Raw genomic sequence first — 21453 nt, 5'->3', positions numbered from 1 at the left:
GGCTTTGGTCCGTCTTCACGGCACCCGGCGCTGGCGGGTGGAAGAACCCGTCAATCCTGCGGCGAGTTGCTGGCCGCCAACAGCTTTTCCACGCGGGCCAACAAGTCTTCCGGGACGAAGGGCTTCGTCATATATTCGCTGGCACCGCCTTCCAGGGCGCCGGCAATGTCGTCCTGCCCTGCGCGAGCAGTCAACATCAGCACCGGAACATTCGATAACTCGGGTTCCGATTTCAGTACCCGCAGCACTTCGGGCCCGGACAGGATTGGCATCACCGTATCCAGAACGATCAGATCCGGCGTCCGCAACCGGGCTTGTGTCAAAGCCGCTCCGCCATCCTCTGTCACACACACTTCGTAGCCTGACGTTTCGAGACGAATCTGGACCAGTTCGGCCAGAATGTCATCGTCGTCTGCAACCAGAATGTAGGCCATGGGGCATCCTCGGCATGGAGTTATCGCCTCACCTTAGGAGGCATTGGGAAATAAGCAGTTAAGCGTCGGCCCGCTGTGCGGGGAGCACAGACGATGGAATGAACGAGACGATAGGCTCTTGTTACGCAAAGATAGCGCGGTTTTGCGCCACGCCCTCTTCACGTGATATTCGATGCCGTACCGACCTTGGCCAATGCCTTGCAGCCAATGCGGCAAGGAGCAGCGATGTAGAGAGGGAGATTGCCGATGGGAAACGAGTGGGCTGATCTCCCGCACGAAAAGCAGATCGAGCTTCTCTCCCGCCGTCTTTCTCGCGCAAACACGGCGCTGGAAGACGCGGAAACGATGCTCGAACGGCGTATGCGCGAGCTTGACCACGCAAATAACGAGCTGCGCAAACGTGAAGGCGAACTTGTCGAGCGGCTCGACATCGAAAACCGAAAGCTTCTCAGCGCGCAGCGGCTCGCGGAGATGGCGACGATCTACGCAGCGCCCGATCGCGGGTTCACGGCCTCCTCCAACCTTGCCATTCTGCTGGGGCTTCCGGAAGGAACCGAAGTGGGCATGGAGACGCTGAAAGCGGCGGTTCACCCGCTCGACCGCCAGCGTTTCGCGCGTGTTGCGCGCAACCGTTACGCTTCGGTTTCCCCAGATCAGGATCACACGTTCCAGCACCGCATCCTGCGACCTGACGGCGAGATGCGTTGGTTGGAGTGGCATGTGCGCCGGGAAAGTACGTCCGCCGCAGGTGCTTTCGTGGTTTTTGCCACAGTAAACGATGTGACCGAGAACCGCGCCAACGCTCGCCGTGTGCGGGCTCTGCAGCTACGGGCAGAGCGGCGCGTGAAGGAACTTGATCGGCTAACGAAAGCGCTCCGCCGTGCGGAGGCGGAAACGGGTCAGATACTGGAAAAGCGCAACCGCTTTATCTCAGAAATGGCCCACCGCATTCGCACGCCAATGGGCGGTTTGATCGGCGCAATGGAACTGCTCGTTCAGCGGCATCCCGGTGACGAACTTACAGCCAGAGCGCTCGAATCCGCCGACAGCCTCGCGGCAATTGCCGACCAACTTCTGACGGCCGCAGATGAGACCGGGGAAAGCTCGATAAATGAACGTTCCAAGCCAGCTCCAAGTGCGCCTGGCGAATTCACCGCACTGACAACGGCCGAAGGCCAGGCTCCAAAAATCCTGCTGGCCGAGGATACCGAAAGCAACGCTGTCGTCATCAGTCAGCTGGTCGATATGCTGGGCGGAGAGGTCACTTTGGTGACCAATGGGTTCGATGCTGTCGAAGCCGTCCGCAATAACTGTTTCGACGCGGTGCTGATGGATGTGATGATGCCGATCATGACCGGAGAGGAGGCCACCTTGGCCATCCGGGCGCTGCCCGGACCAAAGGCTCGGGTGCCGATTATCGGCATAAGCGCACACAGCCTCCAGGCCGAAAGGCAGAGCCTGCTGACTGCCGGCATGTCCCAATGCCTGGTCAAGCCGATCAGGCGCGATACGCTCGAGGCTGCCTTGCGCGAAGCTCTGTCTGCTGAAGCTGGGCAGGTCGCAGAAAGGGCTTTATTCGACAAAGAGGTGTTCATCGAAGCGTTCACGGTTTTGCCGCCGGCCTTCCGCGAAAAGATGCTTGAGGCGTTCCGGAAGGACCTCATGAAAAATAGCGAAGAACTGGCCAAGGCGATCCGGGCCGGCGATGATGAGCGGACCCGCAGGTTCGCGCACAGTCTGAAGGGCATCTGCCTGAATGTGGGCGCTGTCGCCCTGGTGGAGCAGATGGCCGAGATAAGGGAAACACGGAGCGATCAGCGCGAGCGCCTTCTCGAACCCCTGCACGATACGGTCATCGCAAGCCTGGCGGCCTGCGATGACCTGTATGAAGGGCACGTGATCCACACTTAGTAAGCTCCCCGCCCGGTGATGACGGCTGGAACGGTACGCAGCATCAGCGAAAGATCGGTCAGCAAGCCGCGGCGGCGCAGATAGGCACAATCCATGACAACCTGCCGCTTGAACGGGATTTCGGCGCGTCCGCTCACCTGCCAGATGCAGGTGATGCCGGGTTTGCCGCCCAACCGCTGCCAGCTTTTCCCGGCATAGGTCGCCACCTCGCAGGGCAACGCGGGCCGCGGGCCAACCAGCGACATCTCTCCTGTCAGCACGTTGAAGAGCTGCGGAAGTTCATCGATCGAGGTCCGGCGGATGAACCGCCCCACCGATGTGATGCGCGGATCGTGCTTCATCTTGAAGCAGGTTCCATCCCGTTCGGAATGCGCGAGCAACGCTGTGCGGCGGGCTTCGGCATCGGTATACATCGAACGGAACTTGATCATGCGGAAGTTGCGCCCGCGCTCGCCGATGCGTGTCTGCCGGAAGAACACCGGACCGCGATCCTCAAGTTTGATGGCCAGGGCCACTGCAAGGAAGATCGGGGAGAGGATCGCGAGCGCCATGGTGGCAAGCATCATGTCCATCGCGCGCTTGATGGTTGCCGACGCCTTCACGGGAAGGCTGCGAGCATCCAGCGCGTGGCGAACAGCATGTGCCATGAAAGCCAGGTTCCCGGCGATATAGCGCGTGGCCAGACGCCGCGGCTCCATCGCCAGACGCCATACCCACTCACAGCCAACCGCCCGAAGAGCCTTCGGCGCGCGCGGAATGCGGCCCGAATAGTAGTCGAACAGTCCGCCGACGCCGAGGATCACAGGCACGTCGAGGCGATGGCGGTTATCGGCAATCCACTTTTCCTGCAAAGGAACGCCAAATCCGACGAACAGGATCGAGGCGCCAGAGCGATTGATGCGCTCGATAAGCGCGTCTTCCTGCTCCACATCGAAATAGCCGTGCCAGGTGCCGGCAATGTCGATTTGCGGGAAGCTGCGCGCAACCCATTCAGCGGCGCCGTCGGCCACGCCATGGTCGCCCCCCAGCAGGAAGATCGCCTGACCCTCGCGTTCGGCAAGGCTGCAGATATGCGGAAACAGATCGGTTCCGTTGAGGTTTTCTCCCAGTTCCACCCCTGCCATTTTTGCAGCGAGCGACATACCGCTGCCATCGGGTAGGAGGCGGTCGCTGGCACCGAGGGCTCGGCGATAACCGGCATCCTTATAGAGCGTGTTCACGCAATGCGCGTTGAGGAAATTGACAACCGTGGGTTCTGCGCGCGCGGCACGGAAAACAATTTCCCGGGCCATGGCTTCGCGGGTGCCTTGAACGACAGGTTGGCCGAACATCGAAACGGTCGGCGCAGGTTGGCCTGCCTTGATCCTCTCAATCACCGTTTCAAAGTCGCACGTGTCGATTGCGTTTCTGGGATAGTATTTCATCGAGCCCTCCTTCGTTTGGAACGACCCACTTCCAGCAATTGCCGTGCCAAACGGTGATAATGGTCTTTAATCAGGCATTTGTGCGATTTCTTCATTGAAGGCAGGGGCAGCGCCGCGCAGCATATTCGCAAATTGCGTGCGCCCGCCTTCGCACTTCGCGACAGTTGCTGTTGCAGAATGCGAAATTGCCGCGCCGATGCGGTTCACTCAGGCTGCGGGCATCCAAAAAAGCCCGGATTTCTGCAATTGGCACGGTCTTTGAGAGGACGGTGGCGAAACCAGTTCAGGACCCGCCACTCATGTTCGCACGTACACTCTCTGCCAGGCTGCCCAACGGCATAGCCCCGATCGCGAAGGGTCTGGTTGCCTATGGTTCGGCCGAGGCGGCAACGCGGATCGTGCGCATCCTAGCCATCCTTGTGATCGCGCGCCGCACTTCGCCCGAACTGCTCGGCACTGCGGCGCTCGCACTCACTCTGTTCGAATTGATTCGCGTGCTTGCCAATGCGGGGATCGGCCAGCGCATCATCGCGGCGACCGACAGCGAACTGGCGCCTCTTTGCAACACGGCCCGCCGCCTGTTCTGGGCCGTTTGCCTGGGCGTAGCAGGCGTTCAGCTGGGCGTGGCGGCTGCGCTGGTTGCGGTCTGGGATCTCTCCGAAGCGGCGTTGATGCTGGCTGCCTTGTCCGGCGTCTATGCCTGTATGCCTCCGGCGTTGGTGCAGGTTTTCCTGCTGATGCGCGACGCGCGCCTCACCACAACCGCGCGGATTGGCGCGACGCAAACCATGGCTGACCACTGCCTTACCTTGGCGCTCGTGGTCGTCTGGCCAAGCGCCTGGGCGATCGTGCTGCCCAAGCTGCTGACCGCGCCGGTGTGGACGATATTGACGCGCCGTGCCCGGGCATGGGTGGCCGATCCCGCTGCCGGTTATGCGCCGGTGCGCGAGTTCAGCTCCTACGGACCGGCGATTTTCGGCTCAGAACTGATCGCCGCGCTGCGCATCCATGCCGACAAGCTCGTTATCGGTGCGCTGCTGGGAAGCGAGGCGCTGGGCCTTTACTATTTCGCCTTCAATGCAGGGCTGGGTATCACCCTGTCGTTCGTTGCAGCGTGCAACACGGTAATCTTCCCGTTGCTGTGCAAGCAGGCCGAGGGCGAACAACGCGCCCGTCTGTTCCGACAATCCTTCGCATTGGGATTGGTGCTGTTGGCCCCGGTCGTCGCCGCGCAGGCTTTGCTGGCACCGTTTTACGTGCCGCTGGTGTTCGGCCCCGAGTGGATCGATGCCTCGCCTTATATCGCGCTGCTCTCGCTCGCTGCGCTGCCGCTTTACGCCGGTTCGCTGATCGGCGCGTGGTTCCGCGCCCAGAAACGACCTCTCGTGGAAACGCGGATCGCACTGGCAGCTACCGTCACCGGCCTTGGAGGGCTTGCCGCCGGTTCCACCCATTCTCTCACCGCAGCCTGCGCTGCCTATGCTGCGGGCCTGGCGCTGGTGCTGCTCCCGGCAGCCATCGCGCACCTGTTTTCCCGCACCTTTCATTCCGTTCCGACCTGAGGAGAAGCCTGATGAAGACCCCCCGTTTTTCCGTGATCATTCCCGTCCACAACGCCGAGCGGACCATCGCGGCAGCGGTGAAAAGCGTGCTCGCCCAGTCTTGCAGAGATTTCGAGCTGATCCTTATCGACGACGGTTCGACCGACCACAGCTTCCGTACCATGCTGGACTTCGCCTGCATGGATGAACGCATCAGGTTGTGCTCCAAGCAACAGGAAGGTGTTTCCGCAACCCGGAACCACGGCGCGGTTCTGGCCCGAGGAGAGTACCTCGCGTTTCTCGATGCCGATGATTGCTGGAACGTCCACAAGCTTTCGCGTCATCGCGCCCTGCACGAGCGGGACACGACGATCGAGGCCAGCTTTGCCAAGATCGCCTTTCGCTCGGAACGGGAGGACGGCGAGCTAGCCAAGCCTCTGACCTTCTCAACCGTGCCGACCGGCCCGCTGCAATTGCAGACAGTGCTGCCGGAGAATCCGGTCTGCACCACGTCGAACCTTGTCATCCGTCGCGAGACATTTCGTCAGATGGGAGGCTTTCGCAAAGGCATGAACCATGCAGAAGACCAGGAGTTTCTCGCAAGGTTCGTTGCTGAGGGCCGCAAGATCGTGGGGCTGGACGACTGTCTGGTCGACTATCGGCTGAGCCCGGATGGTCTCTCGTGCAACTACGAGGCCATGCTGTCGGGCTGGAGACGGCTCGCTGCGCAATATGCCGCCGACTTCGACATGCGCCGCGCAGAAGCGGTGTACTGCCGTTACCTGGCCCGCCGTATCCTGCGTGCCGGCGGCCCGGCCCACCTTGCCAGACGCATGGCATTCGACGGTGTCCGGGCGGATTGGCGCGCCTTCTTTGCGGACATGCGCCGCGGCGCGCTCACATTCAGCGCAGTGATCGGCAACAGCCTGATCCCGCAGCGCGTGAGCGTCAGAATTTTTTCCTGATTTGAATAATTTATCGAGGGGATTATCGATGACTACGCCCAAAATTTCCGTTGTTATGCCCGTCTACAACGTCGAGGCCTACGTGGCCGAAGCGATCCAGTCGGTCCTTTCACAGACTTTCAGCGATTTCGAACTCATCGTGGTCGATGATGGCGGACAAGACGGCTCGATGGAGATCGTACGCAGCTTCTCAGACGCGCGCATTCGCATCGTCACGCAGGCCAATCGAGGCCTCGCCGGTGCCCGCAACAGCGGCATTGCGGCGTCACGCGCGCCCTATATCGCGCTGCTCGATTCCGACGATCGCTGGCATGATGACAAGCTGTGTCTGCACTATGTTCATCTGGAAGCCGACAAGTCGATCGGGGTCAGCTACTCGGGTTCGCGCATGATCGATCGCGCGGGCAACGCGCTGTCGGTGGCAATGCGCCCCAAGCTAACTGGCATCCGCCCCGAGGATATCCTGCGGCGCAATCCGATTGGCAATGGCAGCGCCCCGGTTCTGCGCCGCTCCGCCATTGACGCCGCGATGTTTTTCCATCCACGCGAACACTCGCGCAGATGCTGGTTCGACGAGGACTTCCGGCAGTCAGAAGACATTGACCTCTGGGTGCGCCTTTCGGCTGCGCATGGGGTGCGTTTCGAGGGCATTGCCGGCGAACTGACCGAATATCGCATCGTCGGCGGGGCGCTTTCCGCCAATGTCGTCAAGCAATATCTCAGCTGGACTGCGATGCTGCGCAAAGCGTCGCAATATGCGCCCGATCTGGTGGACCGGCATGGCAATTCGGCGCGTGCCTACCAATTGCGCTATCTGGCACGGCGGGCGATCCAGCTGGGAAATGGCGAGTTCGCTGGCGAGCTGCTCGGCCAGGCCCTTCGCCTCAGCCCGCGCATCTTGATAGAAGAGCCACGCAAAAGCGCGACCACTGTCGTTGCCGTAGCGGCAGCGAAGGTGCTGGGTCAGGCACGCTTCCAAGGGATCTCGCAGCTCTATCTCAAGCAGGCCGCGTCATGATCAACGTCGTCCATCTGCTTGATGATTTCGCCTTCGGCGGGGTCACGCGGGCCCTCACCCTGTTTGACCATCGCGAGTTGACCGAACACGCGCGCTCGCGAACGGTAGCTATCGGGAAGGACCTGCTTGCCGAGAACTTCGATGCCGATCTGCTGGTGACGCATATGCCGCCATGCTGGTCGCGATTGGGGTTCCTCTTTTCGCTGCGAGTCCGCAATCGCGATGCGCGTCTGGTCCACGTTGAACACAGCTATACTGAAGGGTTTGTGCGCGAGCGCGTGCAAGCGCCGCGCAGGTTCCATGCCTTGGTGCGGCTGGCCTATTCCTTGTATGACGAGATCGTCTGCGTTTCCCAGGCGCAACGAAACTGGCTTGCCAGAACCGTCGGCATTCCGGGCAACAAGCTGCGTGTCATTCACCCCTGGTGTGGGCGTGAGGAGTTGTTTGCGCTTCCGAATGTCCCTTGGGCGCCGGAGCGGCCCTTGCGTCTCGTGGCCTATGGCCGCTTCGCGAGCGAGAAGAACTTCACGCAGCTTGTCCGGGCCGTATCGCTGTTTGCGCCGGGGGAGATCATTCTCCAGCTTATCGGAGATGGACCGGAGCTGACGGCCTTGCGCAAGGCCGCAGTCGGCAAGCTCAACATTCACATCAGAGGCCGCATCGACAGCCCAGCGGAGTTCCTGCAAGACTGTGATGCGGTGATTGTGCCGTCGCGCTACGAAGCGTTCGGTCTCGTAGCCACAGAAGCCCGGATGGCAGCGCGGCCGATCTTGGTGGCCGACGTGGATGGGCTGCCCGAGCAGACCGGATCTGCTGGTATCGCGCGGCCAATGCGCACAGCCGCCGAAATTGCTGCGGCAATTTGCGATTTCCGGAAGCTGCCACTTCACGACATGGGCCGAGCCGGGAGGCGCGAAGTGGCAGGGCTGCACGACACGATTCTGGCCAGTTGGAAGGAGGTCTTCGCCGACGCCGGGAGTGAGACGGCGGGCAAGCTGTTTGTGCCTGAGGGGGAGGCGCGGCAAGCTGCCTGAACTGGCGAAGACTCTTCAGGCCGCCCCTCCTAAGATCGGAGGGGCGGCCTTTTTTGCGCTTGGGCTGCTGCGAAAAGACCGGATCGAACGATCCGCACGGGCAAGTTCTGTCGTCGTGAAGCGGAAAACTTTGCGTGGACGCTGCCAAACGTGGCTAGCAATGCGATCCAAGTTCGCCGTCTGACGGAGCCGAGCCCTTGCGAGAGCACGATCCAGGCTCACGCCTCGCTTTTGCCCTTCTGGCTATCCTCTTGGGCAAGCACCTTGCCCAAGAGGACCAGCGCGGGCCAGAACAGATAGGCGAGAATCTCCAGGTTCTCGCCAAAGCTGTAAAGCACCAGGGTGAGCGTCATCGCCAAGGCCATGCGTTCAGCGCTTCCTTCCCGCGCGCCCCATGCAAGGGCAAGAAGTGTGCTGAAGAGCGGTATCGCCAGCGCCACTGCACCTGCCAGCCCCTTCACGAACAACAAGCCGTACCAGCTGTGATGGCTGCCGATCGGCATATATTCGACCAGGTGAGGCCCGTTCTCGACGATACCGTGGCCAAACCAGTACGCTTCTGCCTGCCAGCGTTCGATTGCGATGCGCCCCAGCGTCTCACGGACGCGGCTGGAATCGGCGCGCGCGGCGGAAAAGTCGCTCATCAGCGCTTCGAAGAACTCCAGCAGCGCAGGTCCAACGATCCCCAGCAGCACCATCGCCGGCGCGGCGAGAAACCAGATCCAGGCCTTGTCGATCCGTCCCAAGCCCCAGACAATCGGCGGGATCACGATTAACGCTACCATCGCCAGCCTGGACTGTGAGAGCAAGGCCAGCATCAGACCCGCAATGATGCCGACAGTTCGCCAGGTGCCGCTTTTGTCACGTGCGGCGAGCAGAACGTAGATGACGGCAATCATCCCGGCCGCAGGCGACCAGGGGGCGAAGAACTGCCAGCGCGGTGTGCCTGCTCCCGGCTCGATTGTATAAAGCGTGGTGGCGAAGTACTCCGGGCCCGGGCCGCCGACGATCTTGAGCGGGGATACCCACAATGTCTCGGGCAGGCCGATGAAGGGCGCGGCCAGAAACAGCGGCAGTAGCACCAACGTTTGCAACCCAAGCCTGCAAATCGCGCGATAGATCACCTGCTCGCGCACCTGCAGCAGCGCGCCCGCCAGCGGGAAAAGTGCGATCAGGGCCCACCCTTTCGCCCAGCCGATTGACGATTTGATCGTCTTGCCCGTACCCAGATCGAAGTTGGCATGGCCGATCCACAGGATCAGCAGCATGGCCGCCATGCCGATGACCCACAGCCATATGAGCAGCGGCAGACGGACAAAGCGTGCGCCCACCGTCGGGTCTACATAGGCCTGCCAACATGCGAGCAGGAGCAGCACCCAACCCAGCACCGGCCCGGCAATGTACAGCCCACCCAGCAGCCAGAGCAGCCAGGTGGACTGTATCGCTACCGAGATCAGGCGTTCGGCAGGAGTTTGCGGATGATCGGTTGGCGCAGCCACAGCAGCAGAAACCCAAAGAGGACAAACACGCTGGCACCCAGGGCACCGGCGATGGCGATGATCGGCGTAGGCGATGAACGGGTGCGCGGCAGCGAGGGCGCTTCCAGCGTCTGCACCAGCGGATAGGACGCAAAGGAATCAGCCTTGTTGGTGTCGAGCCGGGCGAGCGCCGAACTGAACACCGCTTCGGCAACGCGCACATCGCGCACCAGCTCGGCAAGTTGCGACGCCTGTGCGACGTGTTCGCCCGCGCGCTGGCTCTCTTGCGAGATTTGTCGGCGCAATTCCGCCAAAGCGGCTTGGTTGCCAGCGTGAATGCTGTCACGATTGGTCAGCGTTTCGAACAGTCTCTCGCGGGTGTCAGACACAGCAAGATCGGAGAAAGCGAGCACGCTTGCCGCATCGGCGCCGGTCAGCTGGGCACCCTGGCGGGCCAGCGCATCGCGCAATTCGCTGCGTTCGGCATTCAGCCGTTCGATCTCCCCGTGAGCGGAGCCGAGAGTGCCGCTACGCTGCGTTTCTTCGGCAACCGTATCGGCATAGCGGGTGAGCAATTGCCGGAACACAGGATCTGCCTTGAGTTGCATTGCCATGCGGGCTTGCGGCAGGCTGATCTGCAGGGAAGACGCGAGGCGCCCAGCCGTGCCGCCACTTTCAGCCGCGATCACGCTGCGCTCACGCTCGGCAACTTTCATCTGGTCGAGCGCCGAAACGCGGCCGGCGAACTGCTCCAGCGAGATGAGGCCGGTTTCGCTCTGGAATTGCAATAGGGCAGCCTGAGCGGCGTCGACCTTGTGTTCGAGTTCGGCAATACGCGCAGCGTCGGCCCGCTCGCGCTTGTTCGCTTCGTCCTCGCGAAGGATCTCAAGCGCGGTCATGAAAGCGGCGCGCAGCTCTTCCATCCGCACGCGGGCCTGCTCGGGCGATCCGCCGGGAATGGTCAGAGAGATAAGATTGGTCTGATCGATCAACTTCACCTGCGGGACGGGGAAGGCATCCTCGTCTTCGCCTGCTCGGCGGGCAGCATCGCGCAACACCACGTCAGACGTGATCAGCCGCTTGTAGTTCTCTGTCGGGCTCAGCGTTGTGCTGGAAAACGCGGAGGCCGTGGTGGCCGTGGCCTGGCCGATCGATTCCAGATTGACCGAGCCACCTACCCCGGAGCCGGGAAGGATCAAGGTCATCCGGCTCTCGAATTTGTCAGGCACGAAAGCGAGATAGGCAATCGTGACCAGCCAGATAGCGGCCACCGGGATGGAGATCGCGGTAATATAGCGGCGATACCGGCCGACCGAGGGCAAGCCGTCACGTGTGAACTCCCACGCGCGCACGAGCCATCGCGGGGTCGGCTTGAAGTAGGGGCTGGTGCGCTCCATCAGTTCACTCCACCCAGCAGCAGGGCCGGTGTTGCGCTGCCAACCGCACTTCCGATCGAACCAATGACTTCGTTGAAGTTGGACCAGCGGCTGTCGTAGCACGCGATGGCGTCGTTCGGCATCAGCAGCGGATTGGCCGCATCACGCCCAACTGCACGCACCAGCTTTTCGATGTCGCGCTCGATAACGATGCTCTGCCCGGTGCGGGGATTGCGCGAGATCAGCACCGCGCGCCGATCCGACTGCATGTAGGAACCGCCCACACAGTTCATCGCGACCAGCGCTTGAAGCAGCCGCGTGCCGTAAGGCAGCGAAGTGGTCTCCGCGCCGATGGCCGCGCCCGCATTGTTGTTCGCGCTGCGTGTCAGATTGGACATGAAGACCTTGATCCCCGGCGGCGTAAGCGGTGTCGGCCGGGCCAATGCCGGATCGAAACACCCGCGGCTCGGAACGATAACCCGGTCGCCCGCAGCCACGGAAACGTCTCGCGCTGCCCAGCCGTGAGCCAGACCGGAAAGGTCCAGCTCGACATAGGCGTCGCCCCGCACGAGATAGATGCGCTGAACGTCCGCATCCGGCCGCACACCGCCTGCCGCCCGGATGGCGGTCGCCACGCTGCGCGAAACATTGTCGTCGCCGCTCACCTCACCTTCACGCAGGCCGATCCGGCTTTCCGGCGTCCGCTCACCCGCACGCACCGCGCCTTCAGAAAAGACCGCGCCCGATACGGCAACCGGCACGCCCGCCGCCTCGATCAGAGAGAGCGACACTGCATTGCGCAGTGGCCGCACGACTTGCGATTCCACCAGGACGCTGCGGATCGTTTCCTCGGCTTCGGGAAGGGATAGGCCCGCCACAATCAGCGGCCCATGACCGGCGATCAGGATCGTGCCATCGCTTTGGACGACATAGGTGCCGCCCAGTGCCTCATCACTAAGTAAACGCAGCGTCAGCCTGTCGCCGGGAGAGAGCGGAGATGCCTGATCGAGGAATTCCTCGGCGCGCGCGCGGCGCAGATTGTCAAGTTCGCGCGGTGCGCGCCAGTCGCATGTCGGGGCACCGCGCGCGACGGGCGAAGCCATTACCCAGTCGCCCTCAGGATGCCCGCTCCCGCTCTCCAGGCTCTGACCAGGTAGCCAAGACGCACCGGCGATGTTGGCCGGGGCCGGGCCTGTTACACAGGCGCCAAGCGACGCCGCCATCGCGGCAACGGAAACACTACGGAAGACATTGAACGGCATCGACTATGGTCCTTGCATTGCGTTTGGACCGATCGTTTCAAGGAGCGTGCCAAACCCGGCATATCCACGCGTTGCTGCGGAAATTGCCGATCCGCCGAGCGCGCTTTCGCAATTTGCGAGAGCCCAAATTTGCAATTTGCAAAGACAATTCGCGTTATGCGACGGTTATTGGGACCCTTGTGCCCTTTTGCGGCCCCAAGAACCGGCACGTTTCTTGCTCGTAAGCATGGGGCCGTATGTGGCGGCCGAAGTCGAAAAAAGGACACGATCATGAAAGGCTTCATCTTTTCAGAACTTCTCCTGTTCATGGAAGAGAAGCAAAGCGCGCTGTTTGTTGAGGAAGTTATCGCTGCCGCCGATCTGCCGAACGATGCAGCGTTTTCGCGTATTGGAGCCTATCCAACGGCTTATGCTCTCTTGCTTGTAAGCGCGGCTTCCAAGCTGTCAGGCATACCCGCCGCCGCGCTTTGCGAGGAATTCGGTACGTTTCTCTTCGGTCGCTTTGTTGTGCTTTACCCGGACATCATGGCATCATACGCTAGTGCCGAAAGCATGTTGGAGCATGTCCGCGGCCATATACACGAGGATATGAAGGTGCTCTATCCTGATGCCACCCCGCCTGAAGTGACTGCGACGTCAGAAGATGGAGATTGCATCGTGGAATATCGCTCACATCGGCCACTCGCCCATATCGCCTTCGGCCTCATTCGTGGATGTCTCGAGCATTTCGGCGACAATCGGAAAATCGAATGGATAAGCCGCAGTGAGAGCGGTGATGCCGCCACCTTCAGGATCGCAGGCTAGTGTCGCTCTCGGTTCTAATCGTTGAGGACAGCGCTTCCATTGCCCTTGGTTACGCAGCGCAACTGCAGAGCGCCGGGCACGACGTGGATGTGAGCGAGACGCTGGCCGAGGCCCACACTGCGCTGAAACGCACGGCGTTCGATGTCGTGCTGCTCGACCTGCAGTTGCCCGACGGCAACGGGCTCGAGCTGCTTGCCGACATATCCTCGGGCGAGAACCCCGCGCCTGCTTTTATCATCGTCACGGCGGACGGCTCCTTATCGCGGGCAATCGACGCCATGCGGCTAGGGGCCTATGATTTCCTTGTGAAGCCGGTGGCGGGTGAGCGGCTTCTGACCACGGTGCGCAACGCTGCCGCACGCGGCCGTGCTGTCCGCAAGGCGGAGCAGCCCAAGCGCGCGGATCCCAACGGATATCACGGCTTCATCGGTAACTCCCCGGCGATGAAGGAAGTTTATAGCGCGATCGATAGTGTCGCGAATTCCAAGGCCACTGTTTTCGTCACCGGAGAAAGCGGCACCGGTAAAGAACTGGCGGCTGAAGCCATTCATGCGGCGGGAGCCCGAAGCAATGGCCCCTTTGTGGCGATCAATTGCGGAGCGATCCCGGAGAGCCTGCTCGAATCCGAGCTGTTCGGTCACGTGAAGGGAGCCTTCACCGGTGCAATAGAAAACCGGATCGGGGCTGCCAAAGCCGCTGACGGCGGCACCTTGTTCCTTGACGAAATTTGCGAGATGGAACTCAAGCTACAGGTCAAGTTGCTCCGGTTCCTGCAGACTGCGACTGTTCAACGCGTGGGATCGAGCAAGGTCGAGCCAGTCGACGTGCGGATCGTATGCGCCACCAACCGCGATCCGGCCGCAGAGGTCGCAGCAGGGCGTTTCCGCGAAGATTTGTTTTATCGCTTGAATGTCATACCGCTCCATCTGCCCCCGCTGCGCGAAAGAGGAAGCGATGTGCAGTTGATCGCGGAGCATTTTATGATGCGCTTTGGCAAGGAAGAGGGGCGCGAGCTTAGCGGATTGACCGAGAACAGCCGCAAGGCGATCCTCGAACATAGTTGGCCCGGCAATGTCCGAGAGCTGCAAAACACCGTTCGACGGGCAGTGGTGGTTGGCTCAGGTCCGTTATTGGATCTCGATTTGCGCTCACACCCGGGCGAAACTGGTCAGCCCACAGAGCAAACCCGTTTTTCGAAGCCTGACGACAACTCCCAGGCCGCGCCTCGCCCCCACATTGCAGAACGTTTGCACGAGCCATGGGAAGACATGACGCTGGAGCAGATAGAGCGCATGGCAGTTCATGCGGCGATCGAACGATGCCAGGGCAATGTTACCAAGGCCGCCAAGGCTCTGGATGTGAGCCCCTCCACCTTATACCGCAAGCTGGAAAAGTGGCACTCGAAGCTCGATTGACCTTTCAGCAAGCAAGCGAGCGGCACTGTACGATCAGGTTAACCTCTGAGCTTTCAGTCCGGCCCTCGTGATTGACGACTTATTTGCCGGTCACTCCTGCATCCCCGGCACCAGCGGTTCGGGACCGGCTGGCACAATGCCGTACGGATTTATCCGCTCGTGGCTCTCGTAGTAGTGATGCTTGATGTGGCGGAAATTGACCGTCTGGGCGATCCCGTCAAGCTCGTAGACCCGGCGGGTAAGCGCGGCGAGATTCGGGTAATCCGCAATCCGGCGGACGTTGCACTTGAAATGCGTGTAATAAACCGGATCGAAACGGATGAGGGTGGTCCACAGGCGAACATCCGCCTCTGTCAGCCGGTCGCCGATAAGCCAGTCTTTGCCTTCCAGGCGATTTTCCAACTGATCGAGCATGGCGAACAGCGGTTTCACGGCCTTCTCGTAAGCGTCCTGCGTTGTCGCGAAGCCCGCCTTGTAGACGCCGTTGTTTACCGCATCATAGACCTTGTCGTTCAGCCTATCGATCTCTGCGCGCAAGCCTTCGGGATAGAGGTCGAGGTCATTGGCACCGCACCCGTCGAACGCTGTACCGAGCATCCGCAGGATGTCCGCGCTCTCGTTGTTCACTATCGTCTCGGTCTTGGTATCCCACAACACCGGCACAGTGACATGGCCCGAATAATCGCTCTTGGCGTGGGTATAGAGCTGGTGAAGGTAGTCGGCTCCGATGGCGGGATCGCCGGTGACGCACTCGCCTTCGCGGAACGACCAGCCGCCATCCTTCATCAGCCAGTGGACCACGCTTAACTCGATGGCGTCGGTTAGACCTTTCAGATGCCGGGCTACATTGGCGCGGTGGGCCCAGGGGCACGCAAGGCTGATGTACAGGCGATAGCGCCCCGGTTCGGCGGCGAACCCGCCGTCGCCGGTTGCGCCGGGCGATCCTTCCGGCGTGATCCAGCTGCGAAACGCGCTCTCGTCGCGTTCGAACTCGCCGCTGTCCTCGTCGTTATGCGCCCACTCGTCGTGCCAGGTGCCGTTCTTCAGATAGCCCATTGCTGTTACAAATCCTTCGCCGAGAATGGGAAGTCGCGCTTTTCATGCTGGAGAGAGATCCAGCGCGTGGTGGTGAAAGCTTCGATAGCCCAATGGCCATTGAACCGCCCGATCCCCGAATTCTTGACCCCGCCGAAGGGGGAGAAGGGGCTATCGTTCACCGGCTGGTCGTTAATGTGGCATACGCCCGACTGGATCTGTTTGGCCACTTTCAGCGCGCGGCCCTCGTCCTGGCTGAACACCGCCGCCGAAAGCCCGTAGTCGGTTGCATTGGCGAGGCGGATCGCATCGGCCTGATCCTTCGCGCGGATGATTGGCGCAACCGGGCCGAAGATTTCGGTGTTGAGGAGGCAGCTGTCTTCATCGAGGTCGGCAAAGATGTGCGGCGGTACCACCAGCCCGTCGGGCTCGCCGCCCAGCGCACAGGTCGCGCCCTGATCCTTCGCCTTGGCGATCAGACCGGTCACGCTTTCGAACTGGTCGCGGTTGACGATTGGGCCGATAAAGCACTCCGGGTCGTCGCGTTCGCCGACCACAAATTTGCCCACACGCTCGACGAAAGCTTCCACGAAGCGGTCGTACAGCCCATCCTCGACGATGATCCGGTTGGCGATCATGCAGATCTGGCCCTGATGCATGAACTTGCCCCAGGCGCTCGCCTCCACCGCATAGTCGAGGTCAGCATCGTCGAGCACCACGATCGGGCTGTTGCCGCCCAGCTCCAGCTCGACCGGCTTGATAAGGTCGGCATCGAGCGCGGCCTTGCCCACGCCGCGCCCCACTTCAGTCGATCCGGTGAAAGAGACGACCGAGGGGATATCGTGTTCGATCAGAGCGGTGCCGATGTCGCTGCCCGAACCGGGAAGCACACTGACGAGGCCTTCGGGCAGGCCCGCCTCCTCACAGATCGCGGCAAAGATCGTCCCGCCGGTGACGATTGAATCGCTCGCAGGCTTGATAACCACCGCGTTACCGAGGCTGAGCGCCGGGAACAGCGTGCGGGCGGTGAGCTGAAGCGGGAAGTTCCATGGGCTGATTAGCGCAACCACGCCGGCTGGCTGGCGATAAACGCGCGATTCCTTGCCGGGGATATCCTCCGGCATGATCGCTCCTTCGACCATGAAGGGCCATACTGTGCCTTTGCGCGCGAAATCGCTCGCCAGTTGGAGTTCGAGCGCGGCCTTTACCTTCGTTCCGCCCACCTCGCGCACGATCCATTCGGCGATCTCTTCCTTCCGGCGCTGCATCACGTCGGCGATCTTGCCCATTGTCTCCGCGCGGGCGGAAGGTGGCATCGCGCCCCATTCGCGCTGGGCTTTTGCAGCGGCGCGGCAGGCTTCGTCAACGTCGCTCGCAGTGGCCGCGTTCATCGAGAAGATGACGCTTTCGTCCCACGGGCAGATGTTCTGGAGGATATCGCCTTTGCCTTCGCGCCATTCACCGGCGACGAAGAGGCGGTCGAGATTGCTGTATGACTTGGACATACATGGCTAACGACCGCGGACTGTATTGGTTTCGCACGGGGTTTGCCGAGACCTGCAATCGCATCCAGGCCTTAGGGAACAACGTTTGCGATCAAAGCAGCCGCGCTATAGGCAGGCGCTTGGCGATTCCCACGATCAATCGGTCGAGCGCGTTCATCCCGGGCTCTTTATCGAACACCATGTTCGCGTTGTCTGTACTGAACCTCCAGCGCAATTCGCCATCTTCGCCCATCAGCACTTCGCAGACCGGCCCGTTCACTGCCTGCTCCAGTTGATCGGCAACCCTTGCTGCAAACGCGGGACTTTCGATAACGAAGCCGAGTTCGGTATTCAGTTCGTAAGATCTGGGGTCGAGATTGAATGATCCGACGAACAGCCTTTTCCGGTCCACCGTAAAAGTTTTGGCGTGCAACGTCGTTACGCCTGATCGCAAGGCTGCGGTAGAGCCGGTCCCGGTGCCGCGAAACCGCTTGGCGATACCGACGTGACCGGTCTTGCGGGTGGTACGTGCGGAACCGGGCCACGGCTGAATTTCGAGCAGCCGGACTCCGGCAGAGACGAGCCGCTTGCGATGGGGCGCGTAACCGGCGTGGACCAGCCCCACGTCGCTGGCGGCATAGCCGTTAGTCAGGACCGTGACCGAAATCCCCGAAGCTGCAAGATCGGCGAAGGTTTTTGCGCCCTGTTCTCCCGGCACGAAGTAGCCGGAAACCAAGCCGATCTCGCGTCTGACAGGGCCCATCAATTCTTGTAGGTTCGTCAACAGCAGATCCCGCTGCTCCGCCTTTCCCAGGGTTTTTGCCGGATCGTCACTAAGCAGGCGCACCTCGGCCCACTCCAGTTCCAGCGATCCGTTGCGCAGATCGTCGACGAGCGTCAGGGTCTCCAGTCGATCGATATAGCGACGGGCGGAATCGTCGCGCGCGACAGCGGCGGCCCGCTTGGCAAGTTTGCGTCGCTTTGCTTTTCGCACGCGCGGCAGGATTTGCTGTGCCGGATAAGCTGACTGGCTGTCCCAGTATCGTTGAAAATCGTTCTCCACGGCAGCTACCGCGGGGCCGATTGCGAGAACATCGAGATCGACGAACATCGCTTCGTCATCGGCACCGAAGTATTCATCACCGACATTGCGCCCGCCAACAATGGTCACGCTGCCGTCTACCGTAAGGCTCTTGTTGTGCATCCGTCTGTTGAGGCGGTTGAAGTCGAACAGGAAACCAAGCGCCTTTGGAAACCGAATGCCGAAGGGATTGAATATCCGGATCTCTATGCCGGGGTGCCGGTCGAGCGCGGACAGCACGGTATCGAGCCCGGAGATGCCGTTGTCGTCCAGCAACATGCGGACCTTCACGCCGCGTTCGGCGGCCTCGTGGATGGCCTCCAGCATTAGCGTGCCGGTTCGATCTCCGTGCCAGATGTAATATTGCACATCGAGCCGACTTTCAGCCGCCTTCACCAAGGCCAGCCGTGCCGCACACGCGTCGATACCGCTTTCCAGAAGATGCAGCCCGGAAAGGTGCGGATGCTCTTTTGTCTGCCGCCTTGCAGCCGCAGCGAGCGACGTGCCGGAAGCATCAAGAGGTTCCCCGGCAGAGGCCACCTTGCGGACCGGCAAGCGGCTTGCCTTGCGAAGCGCGAAAAAGGAAACAGTTGCCGCAAGCCCGGCGAGAAGGCGCAGTCCTCTCATGACCCGGGAGGCGCGCCCTTGTCCTGATCGTCCGGGAGCGGGATGGGCGTCGCCGCGCATATCGTCCTCAATGCACTCTTGAGTCCTTCTTCCACGGTTGGGTGATAGAAGGGGCGTTCGAGCATTTCGCTGGCGGTTATTCCGGAGCTGATCGCCCAGGTGAGGAGATGGGCAAGATGCTCGCCTGCCGGAGCGAACAGGTCCGCCCCGATCAGGCGGCCATCGGGAGCGGCGGCGTAAAGCGTCAACACCCCGCGATTGCGCGCCTCCACCCGGGCGCGACCCTGATCGGAAAAATCGACCGTTCCCGTTATCGCGCCATCGTCTTCCGAGCTGCCGATCGTGGCGAGGGCAGGATGGGTAAAGGTGATTGCGAGCGAGACATAGCGGTCAGTCTTGATCGGCGCAGGAAAGGCGGCCGCATTGCGGCCCGCAATTGCGCCGTCGTGCGATGCTTCGTGCAGCAGCGGCAAGTCCGCCGCCACGTCCCCGGCGAGGAAAATCGCGCTGTCGCCGCAGCGCATCGTCGCGCGGTCATGGCACGGCACGCCGTGTTCATCGCAGTCCAGCCCGGCTTTGTCGATATCGAGACCGTCGAGGGCAGGCGGTCGCCCCATCGCGGCAAGAACGATGTCGAAGTGCTCCTCGCCGCTATCGTTCGCCTCGCCGTTCGTCGACCAGCGCAGGGTAACGCCCTCTTCGCAAAGTTCGGGCTCGACGTCGCAGCCAAGGTGGACGTTCAGTTCGCTCTCGACCGCTTCGAGCAGTGCGCGATGCACGCGCGGGCACCGAACCTTAGCCAAGGTGTCGGCGCGGTCGAACAAGGAGACCTCCACCCCGAGGCGCGCGAAGGCTTGCGCCAGTTCGAGGCCGATCGGTCCGCTGCCGACCACACCCAGGCGGCGAGGCAGATCCTCGATCTCGAAAATGCTCTCGTGGGTCAGCACGCGCGAACCGAGCCGGGCATAGGCGGGTGGAAGCGTGGCTTCACCCCCTGTGGCAATCACGATTGTTTTGGCTTCGATCTCGCGTCCGTCGGCTAGCGCAAGCCGGTTCGGACCGAGGAAGCGCGCGCGGCTTTCGATCATGATGCCGTCGGGTATCTTATCGAAGCCTTCGCGTGTGAGCCGGGCGAAGCGGTCACGCTCGGAGCGGACCCGGTGCATGACCGCCGGCCCGTCGATTTCCACATCGCCGACTTTGATGCCGAAGATATCGGCCCGTTCGATGCGATGCGCTTCTTCCGCAGCGGCAATCAGCAGCTTCGAGGGCATACAGCCGGTGGTTGCGCACAACGTCCCCGCGAAATGCGGATCGATCAGCAAGGTGCTCGCACCGTTCTCGCGCGCCGCACGTTCCGCCGCCAGGCCCGCCGTGCCAGCGCCGATCACGGCGACATCGCATTTTAAACTGTCGGTCATTCACTTGGGTCCGCTTGCGGGAGGGGCATTGTATCGAGTGGTGCAATCGGCAGCTTAGCCGAACTCCGAACGGTGTTTGGAAAGCGTCTTGTCGACGCCTTCCAGCGCTTTCAGCACCTCTTCGCGCCAGCCGCCCTCGGCAAGGTGGCGTATGTCGGTATGGGCGGCACAGACGATCCGTGTGCCCGACCAGCGTTCTGCAATGTCTCGCGCCCAGCGCGCGAAGGCATCGGCCGCGCCCGGTCGCTTCTCCAGCGCATCGGGCAGCTTGGGATGGAACTTGAGCGAGGATTGCGGCAGCAGGCGGCCGACGAAGCCCGGCGCAGCCAGCACGTTGATCGTGTCGTCGACATGGACGATTTGGCTTTCGCGGTGGCGGGCAAGCACCGAACCTGCATGAACATCCGGATTGTCGGTTACCAGATCGACCCCGCCGGCGAGCGAGAATTCCAGCGTATCTGAGAAGTCGGCCTGGGTCGCGGCATCTTCGATCACGTTTGTGTCCCAGGGCAACTCCGGGAACTGCGACAGATGGCGGCTCGTCCCGATCAAGCGCGCATGGGGCAAAAGTTCGTGCGTGGCGCGGCAGAAAACCGTGTGAAACGGATGAACGTTTATTATGGCGTCAACCGCCTTGCCATCGTCTGTCAGCTGCATGAGCTGATCGCGCTGCTCCTCTTTCAGATCGTAGCTGTCGAGGACAAGGAAGCGGCCATTGGGGCGGCGAACCAGCGATAGGTGTGTCCCGATGTCAATGATCTTAGCCACCTTGAACGAGCCGCGAAAATTCCAGAAGTTTGGGGCTAGCTTCATCCGCTGGAACACTCGCCTTCATGATGCCGGGTACAAACCATAACGCTCATTAAAAGCTCAGGCGCAGCGCTTGTTCCATGGCGAGCGATATTCGCGCAGGCCGTTTGTTGCCAATGATAATTGCCCGATCGGACGATGCGATGCGATCCAGCCACCGCCTCACACGGCCCGCTATGTGAGGGGCAAGATGCAATATGGCGAGCGCCGATCCGTTCGGTAGTTTTACGGACCAATTCTTGGCGGCGGAAATCTGCTCAATCGAAAAGGAAAATCAGATCGTTACCTCGCTCCAGCCGCGGCCGGGTTGCAGGTTGGCGGTGGGGAGTTAAC

General features: G+C 61.5%; 18 protein-coding genes. 7 read left to right on the top strand and 11 right to left on the bottom strand.

The annotated features are described in order from the left end of the window. Positions 1-50: 50 nt before the first annotated feature. Positions 51-434: a response regulator transcription factor gene (locus tag E0473_RS14885; RefSeq protein ID WP_137681706.1), complete on the bottom strand. Its 384-nt coding sequence runs from the start codon at positions 432-434 to the stop codon at positions 51-53. Positions 435-680: 246 nt separating this feature from the next. On the opposite strand from E0473_RS14885, the gene E0473_RS14880 reads away from it, so the two are divergent. Continuing rightward, positions 681-2345 (top strand): response regulator, encoded by a 1665-nt coding sequence (locus E0473_RS14880; protein WP_137681705.1) that lies wholly within the window; start codon positions 681-683, stop codon positions 2343-2345. Here E0473_RS14880 and E0473_RS14875 read toward each other — a convergent pair. Next, complete coding sequence (locus E0473_RS14875; protein ID WP_137681704.1) at positions 2342-3769, bottom strand: WecB/TagA/CpsF family glycosyltransferase; 1428 nt, start codon at positions 3767-3769, stop codon at positions 2342-2344. The two genes, E0473_RS14880 and E0473_RS14875, sit on opposite strands and share 4 nt — an antisense overlap. Before the next feature lie 66 nt (positions 3770-3835). Then, positions 3836-3976, bottom strand: a complete 141-nt coding sequence (locus E0473_RS15440) for a hypothetical protein (protein WP_161981629.1) — start codon at positions 3974-3976, stop codon at positions 3836-3838. 92 nt (positions 3977-4068) lie between these two features. Between E0473_RS15440 and E0473_RS14870 the strand changes: the two genes are divergently transcribed. From E0473_RS14870 to E0473_RS14855, 4 genes are read left to right on the top strand one after another with little or no spacing between them, the layout of a single operon-like run. After that, positions 4069-5331, top strand: a complete 1263-nt coding sequence (locus E0473_RS14870; protein WP_137681703.1) for an oligosaccharide flippase family protein — start codon at positions 4069-4071, stop codon at positions 5329-5331. Positions 5332-5342: 11 nt separating this feature from the next. After that, positions 5343-6275, top strand: coding sequence for a glycosyltransferase family 2 protein (locus E0473_RS14865; RefSeq protein WP_137681702.1), 933 nt, complete (start codon positions 5343-5345; stop codon positions 6273-6275). 28 nt (positions 6276-6303) lie between these two features. Further along, positions 6304-7293 carry a glycosyltransferase family 2 protein gene (locus E0473_RS14860; protein WP_137681701.1) on the top strand — a complete coding sequence of 330 codons (990 nt, stop codon included), beginning with the start codon at positions 6304-6306 and terminating at the stop codon, positions 7291-7293. Continuing rightward, the gene (locus E0473_RS14855) at positions 7290-8327 is read left to right on the top strand and encodes a glycosyltransferase family 4 protein (protein WP_137681700.1); all 1038 of its coding nucleotides are present in this window, start codon (positions 7290-7292) and stop codon (positions 8325-8327) included. Before E0473_RS14860 ends, E0473_RS14855 begins: the two co-directional genes overlap by 4 nt. Positions 8328-8545: 218 nt before the next feature. On the opposite strand, the gene E0473_RS14850 is transcribed toward E0473_RS14855, so the two are convergent. Genes E0473_RS14850 through E0473_RS14840 form a run of 3 tightly spaced genes read right to left on the bottom strand, consistent with a single transcriptional unit; the run spans position 8546 to position 12284 of the window. Next, positions 8546-9826: an O-antigen ligase domain-containing protein gene (locus E0473_RS14850; RefSeq protein ID WP_137681699.1), complete on the bottom strand. Its 1281-nt coding sequence runs from the start codon at positions 9824-9826 to the stop codon at positions 8546-8548. Then, complete coding sequence (locus tag E0473_RS14845; RefSeq protein ID WP_137681698.1) at positions 9781-11202, bottom strand: GumC family protein; 1422 nt, start codon at positions 11200-11202, stop codon at positions 9781-9783. The genes E0473_RS14850 and E0473_RS14845 overlap by 46 nt, the downstream gene beginning before the upstream one ends. After that, positions 11202-12284 (bottom strand): polysaccharide biosynthesis/export family protein, encoded by a 1083-nt coding sequence (locus E0473_RS14840; RefSeq protein ID WP_241657545.1) that lies wholly within the window; start codon positions 12282-12284, stop codon positions 11202-11204. The genes E0473_RS14845 and E0473_RS14840 overlap by 1 nt, the downstream gene beginning before the upstream one ends. A gap of 429 nt (positions 12285-12713) precedes the next feature. On the opposite strand from E0473_RS14840, the gene E0473_RS14835 reads away from it, so the two are divergent. Next, positions 12714-13247: a heme NO-binding domain-containing protein gene (locus tag E0473_RS14835; protein WP_241657544.1), complete on the top strand. Its 534-nt coding sequence runs from the start codon at positions 12714-12716 to the stop codon at positions 13245-13247. Next, positions 13247-14662: a sigma-54-dependent transcriptional regulator gene (locus tag E0473_RS14830; RefSeq protein ID WP_137681696.1), complete on the top strand. Its 1416-nt coding sequence runs from the start codon at positions 13247-13249 to the stop codon at positions 14660-14662. Before E0473_RS14835 ends, E0473_RS14830 begins: the two co-directional genes overlap by 1 nt. Before the next feature lie 90 nt (positions 14663-14752). On the opposite strand, the gene E0473_RS14825 is transcribed toward E0473_RS14830, so the two are convergent. From E0473_RS14825 to E0473_RS14805, 5 genes are all read right to left on the bottom strand, one after another. Continuing rightward, the gene (locus tag E0473_RS14825; RefSeq protein WP_137681695.1) at positions 14753-15718 is read right to left on the bottom strand and encodes a glutathione S-transferase family protein; all 966 of its coding nucleotides are present in this window, start codon (positions 15716-15718) and stop codon (positions 14753-14755) included. Between the two features lie 5 nt (positions 15719-15723). Next, positions 15724-17202: an aldehyde dehydrogenase family protein gene (locus E0473_RS14820; protein WP_137681694.1), complete on the bottom strand. Its 1479-nt coding sequence runs from the start codon at positions 17200-17202 to the stop codon at positions 15724-15726. Between the two features lie 91 nt (positions 17203-17293). After that, entirely contained in the window at positions 17294-18889 is a 1596-nt protein-coding gene (locus E0473_RS14815; protein WP_161981628.1) for a phospholipase D family protein, read from the bottom strand. Continuing rightward, the gene (locus E0473_RS14810) at positions 18886-20310 is read right to left on the bottom strand and encodes a dihydrolipoyl dehydrogenase (protein WP_137681692.1); all 1425 of its coding nucleotides are present in this window, start codon (positions 20308-20310) and stop codon (positions 18886-18888) included. The genes E0473_RS14815 and E0473_RS14810 overlap by 4 nt, the downstream gene beginning before the upstream one ends. A 54-nt stretch (positions 20311-20364) precedes the next feature. Continuing rightward, positions 20365-21123, bottom strand: coding sequence for a hypothetical protein (locus tag E0473_RS14805; protein ID WP_137681691.1), 759 nt, complete (start codon positions 21121-21123; stop codon positions 20365-20367). Between the last annotated feature and the right edge of the window lie 330 nt (positions 21124-21453).

Origin of the sequence: Aurantiacibacter suaedae (assembly GCF_005434915.1) — a bacterium.
Classification (GTDB): domain Bacteria; phylum Pseudomonadota; class Alphaproteobacteria; order Sphingomonadales; family Sphingomonadaceae; genus Alteraurantiacibacter; species Alteraurantiacibacter suaedae.
This window is presented reverse-complemented; position numbering and strand designations above follow the sequence as displayed.

Bases quoted from the DNA above. Each gene is read 5' to 3' on its own strand.
- E0473_RS14885 (WP_137681706.1), bottom strand. From the start codon at position 434: ATGGCCTACATTCTGGTTGCAGACGACGATGACATTCTGGCCGAACTG.
- E0473_RS14880 (WP_137681705.1), top strand. From the start codon at position 681: ATGGGAAACGAGTGGGCTGATCTCCCGCACGAAAAGCAGATCGAGCTT.
- E0473_RS14875 (WP_137681704.1), bottom strand. From the start codon at position 3,769: ATGAAATACTATCCCAGAAACGCAATCGACACGTGCGACTTTGAAACG.
- E0473_RS14870 (WP_137681703.1), top strand. From the start codon at position 4,069: ATGTTCGCACGTACACTCTCTGCCAGGCTGCCCAACGGCATAGCCCCG.
- E0473_RS14865 (WP_137681702.1), top strand. From the start codon at position 5,343: ATGAAGACCCCCCGTTTTTCCGTGATCATTCCCGTCCACAACGCCGAG.
- E0473_RS14860 (WP_137681701.1), top strand. From the start codon at position 6,304: ATGACTACGCCCAAAATTTCCGTTGTTATGCCCGTCTACAACGTCGAG.
- E0473_RS14855 (WP_137681700.1), top strand. From the start codon at position 7,290: ATGATCAACGTCGTCCATCTGCTTGATGATTTCGCCTTCGGCGGGGTC.
- E0473_RS14845 (WP_137681698.1), bottom strand. From the start codon at position 11,202: ATGGAGCGCACCAGCCCCTACTTCAAGCCGACCCCGCGATGGCTCGTG.
- E0473_RS14840 (WP_241657545.1), bottom strand. From the start codon at position 12,284: ATGGCTTCGCCCGTCGCGCGCGGTGCCCCGACATGCGACTGGCGCGCA.
- E0473_RS14835 (WP_241657544.1), top strand. From the start codon at position 12,714: ATGAAAGGCTTCATCTTTTCAGAACTTCTCCTGTTCATGGAAGAGAAG.
- E0473_RS14825 (WP_137681695.1), bottom strand. From the start codon at position 15,718: ATGGGCTATCTGAAGAACGGCACCTGGCACGACGAGTGGGCGCATAAC.
- E0473_RS14820 (WP_137681694.1), bottom strand. From the start codon at position 17,202: ATGTCCAAGTCATACAGCAATCTCGACCGCCTCTTCGTCGCCGGTGAA.
- E0473_RS14815 (WP_161981628.1), bottom strand. From the start codon at position 18,889: ATGAGAGGACTGCGCCTTCTCGCCGGGCTTGCGGCAACTGTTTCCTTT.
- E0473_RS14810 (WP_137681692.1), bottom strand. From the start codon at position 20,310: ATGACCGACAGTTTAAAATGCGATGTCGCCGTGATCGGCGCTGGCACG.
- E0473_RS14805 (WP_137681691.1), bottom strand. From the start codon at position 21,123: ATGAAGCTAGCCCCAAACTTCTGGAATTTTCGCGGCTCGTTCAAGGTG.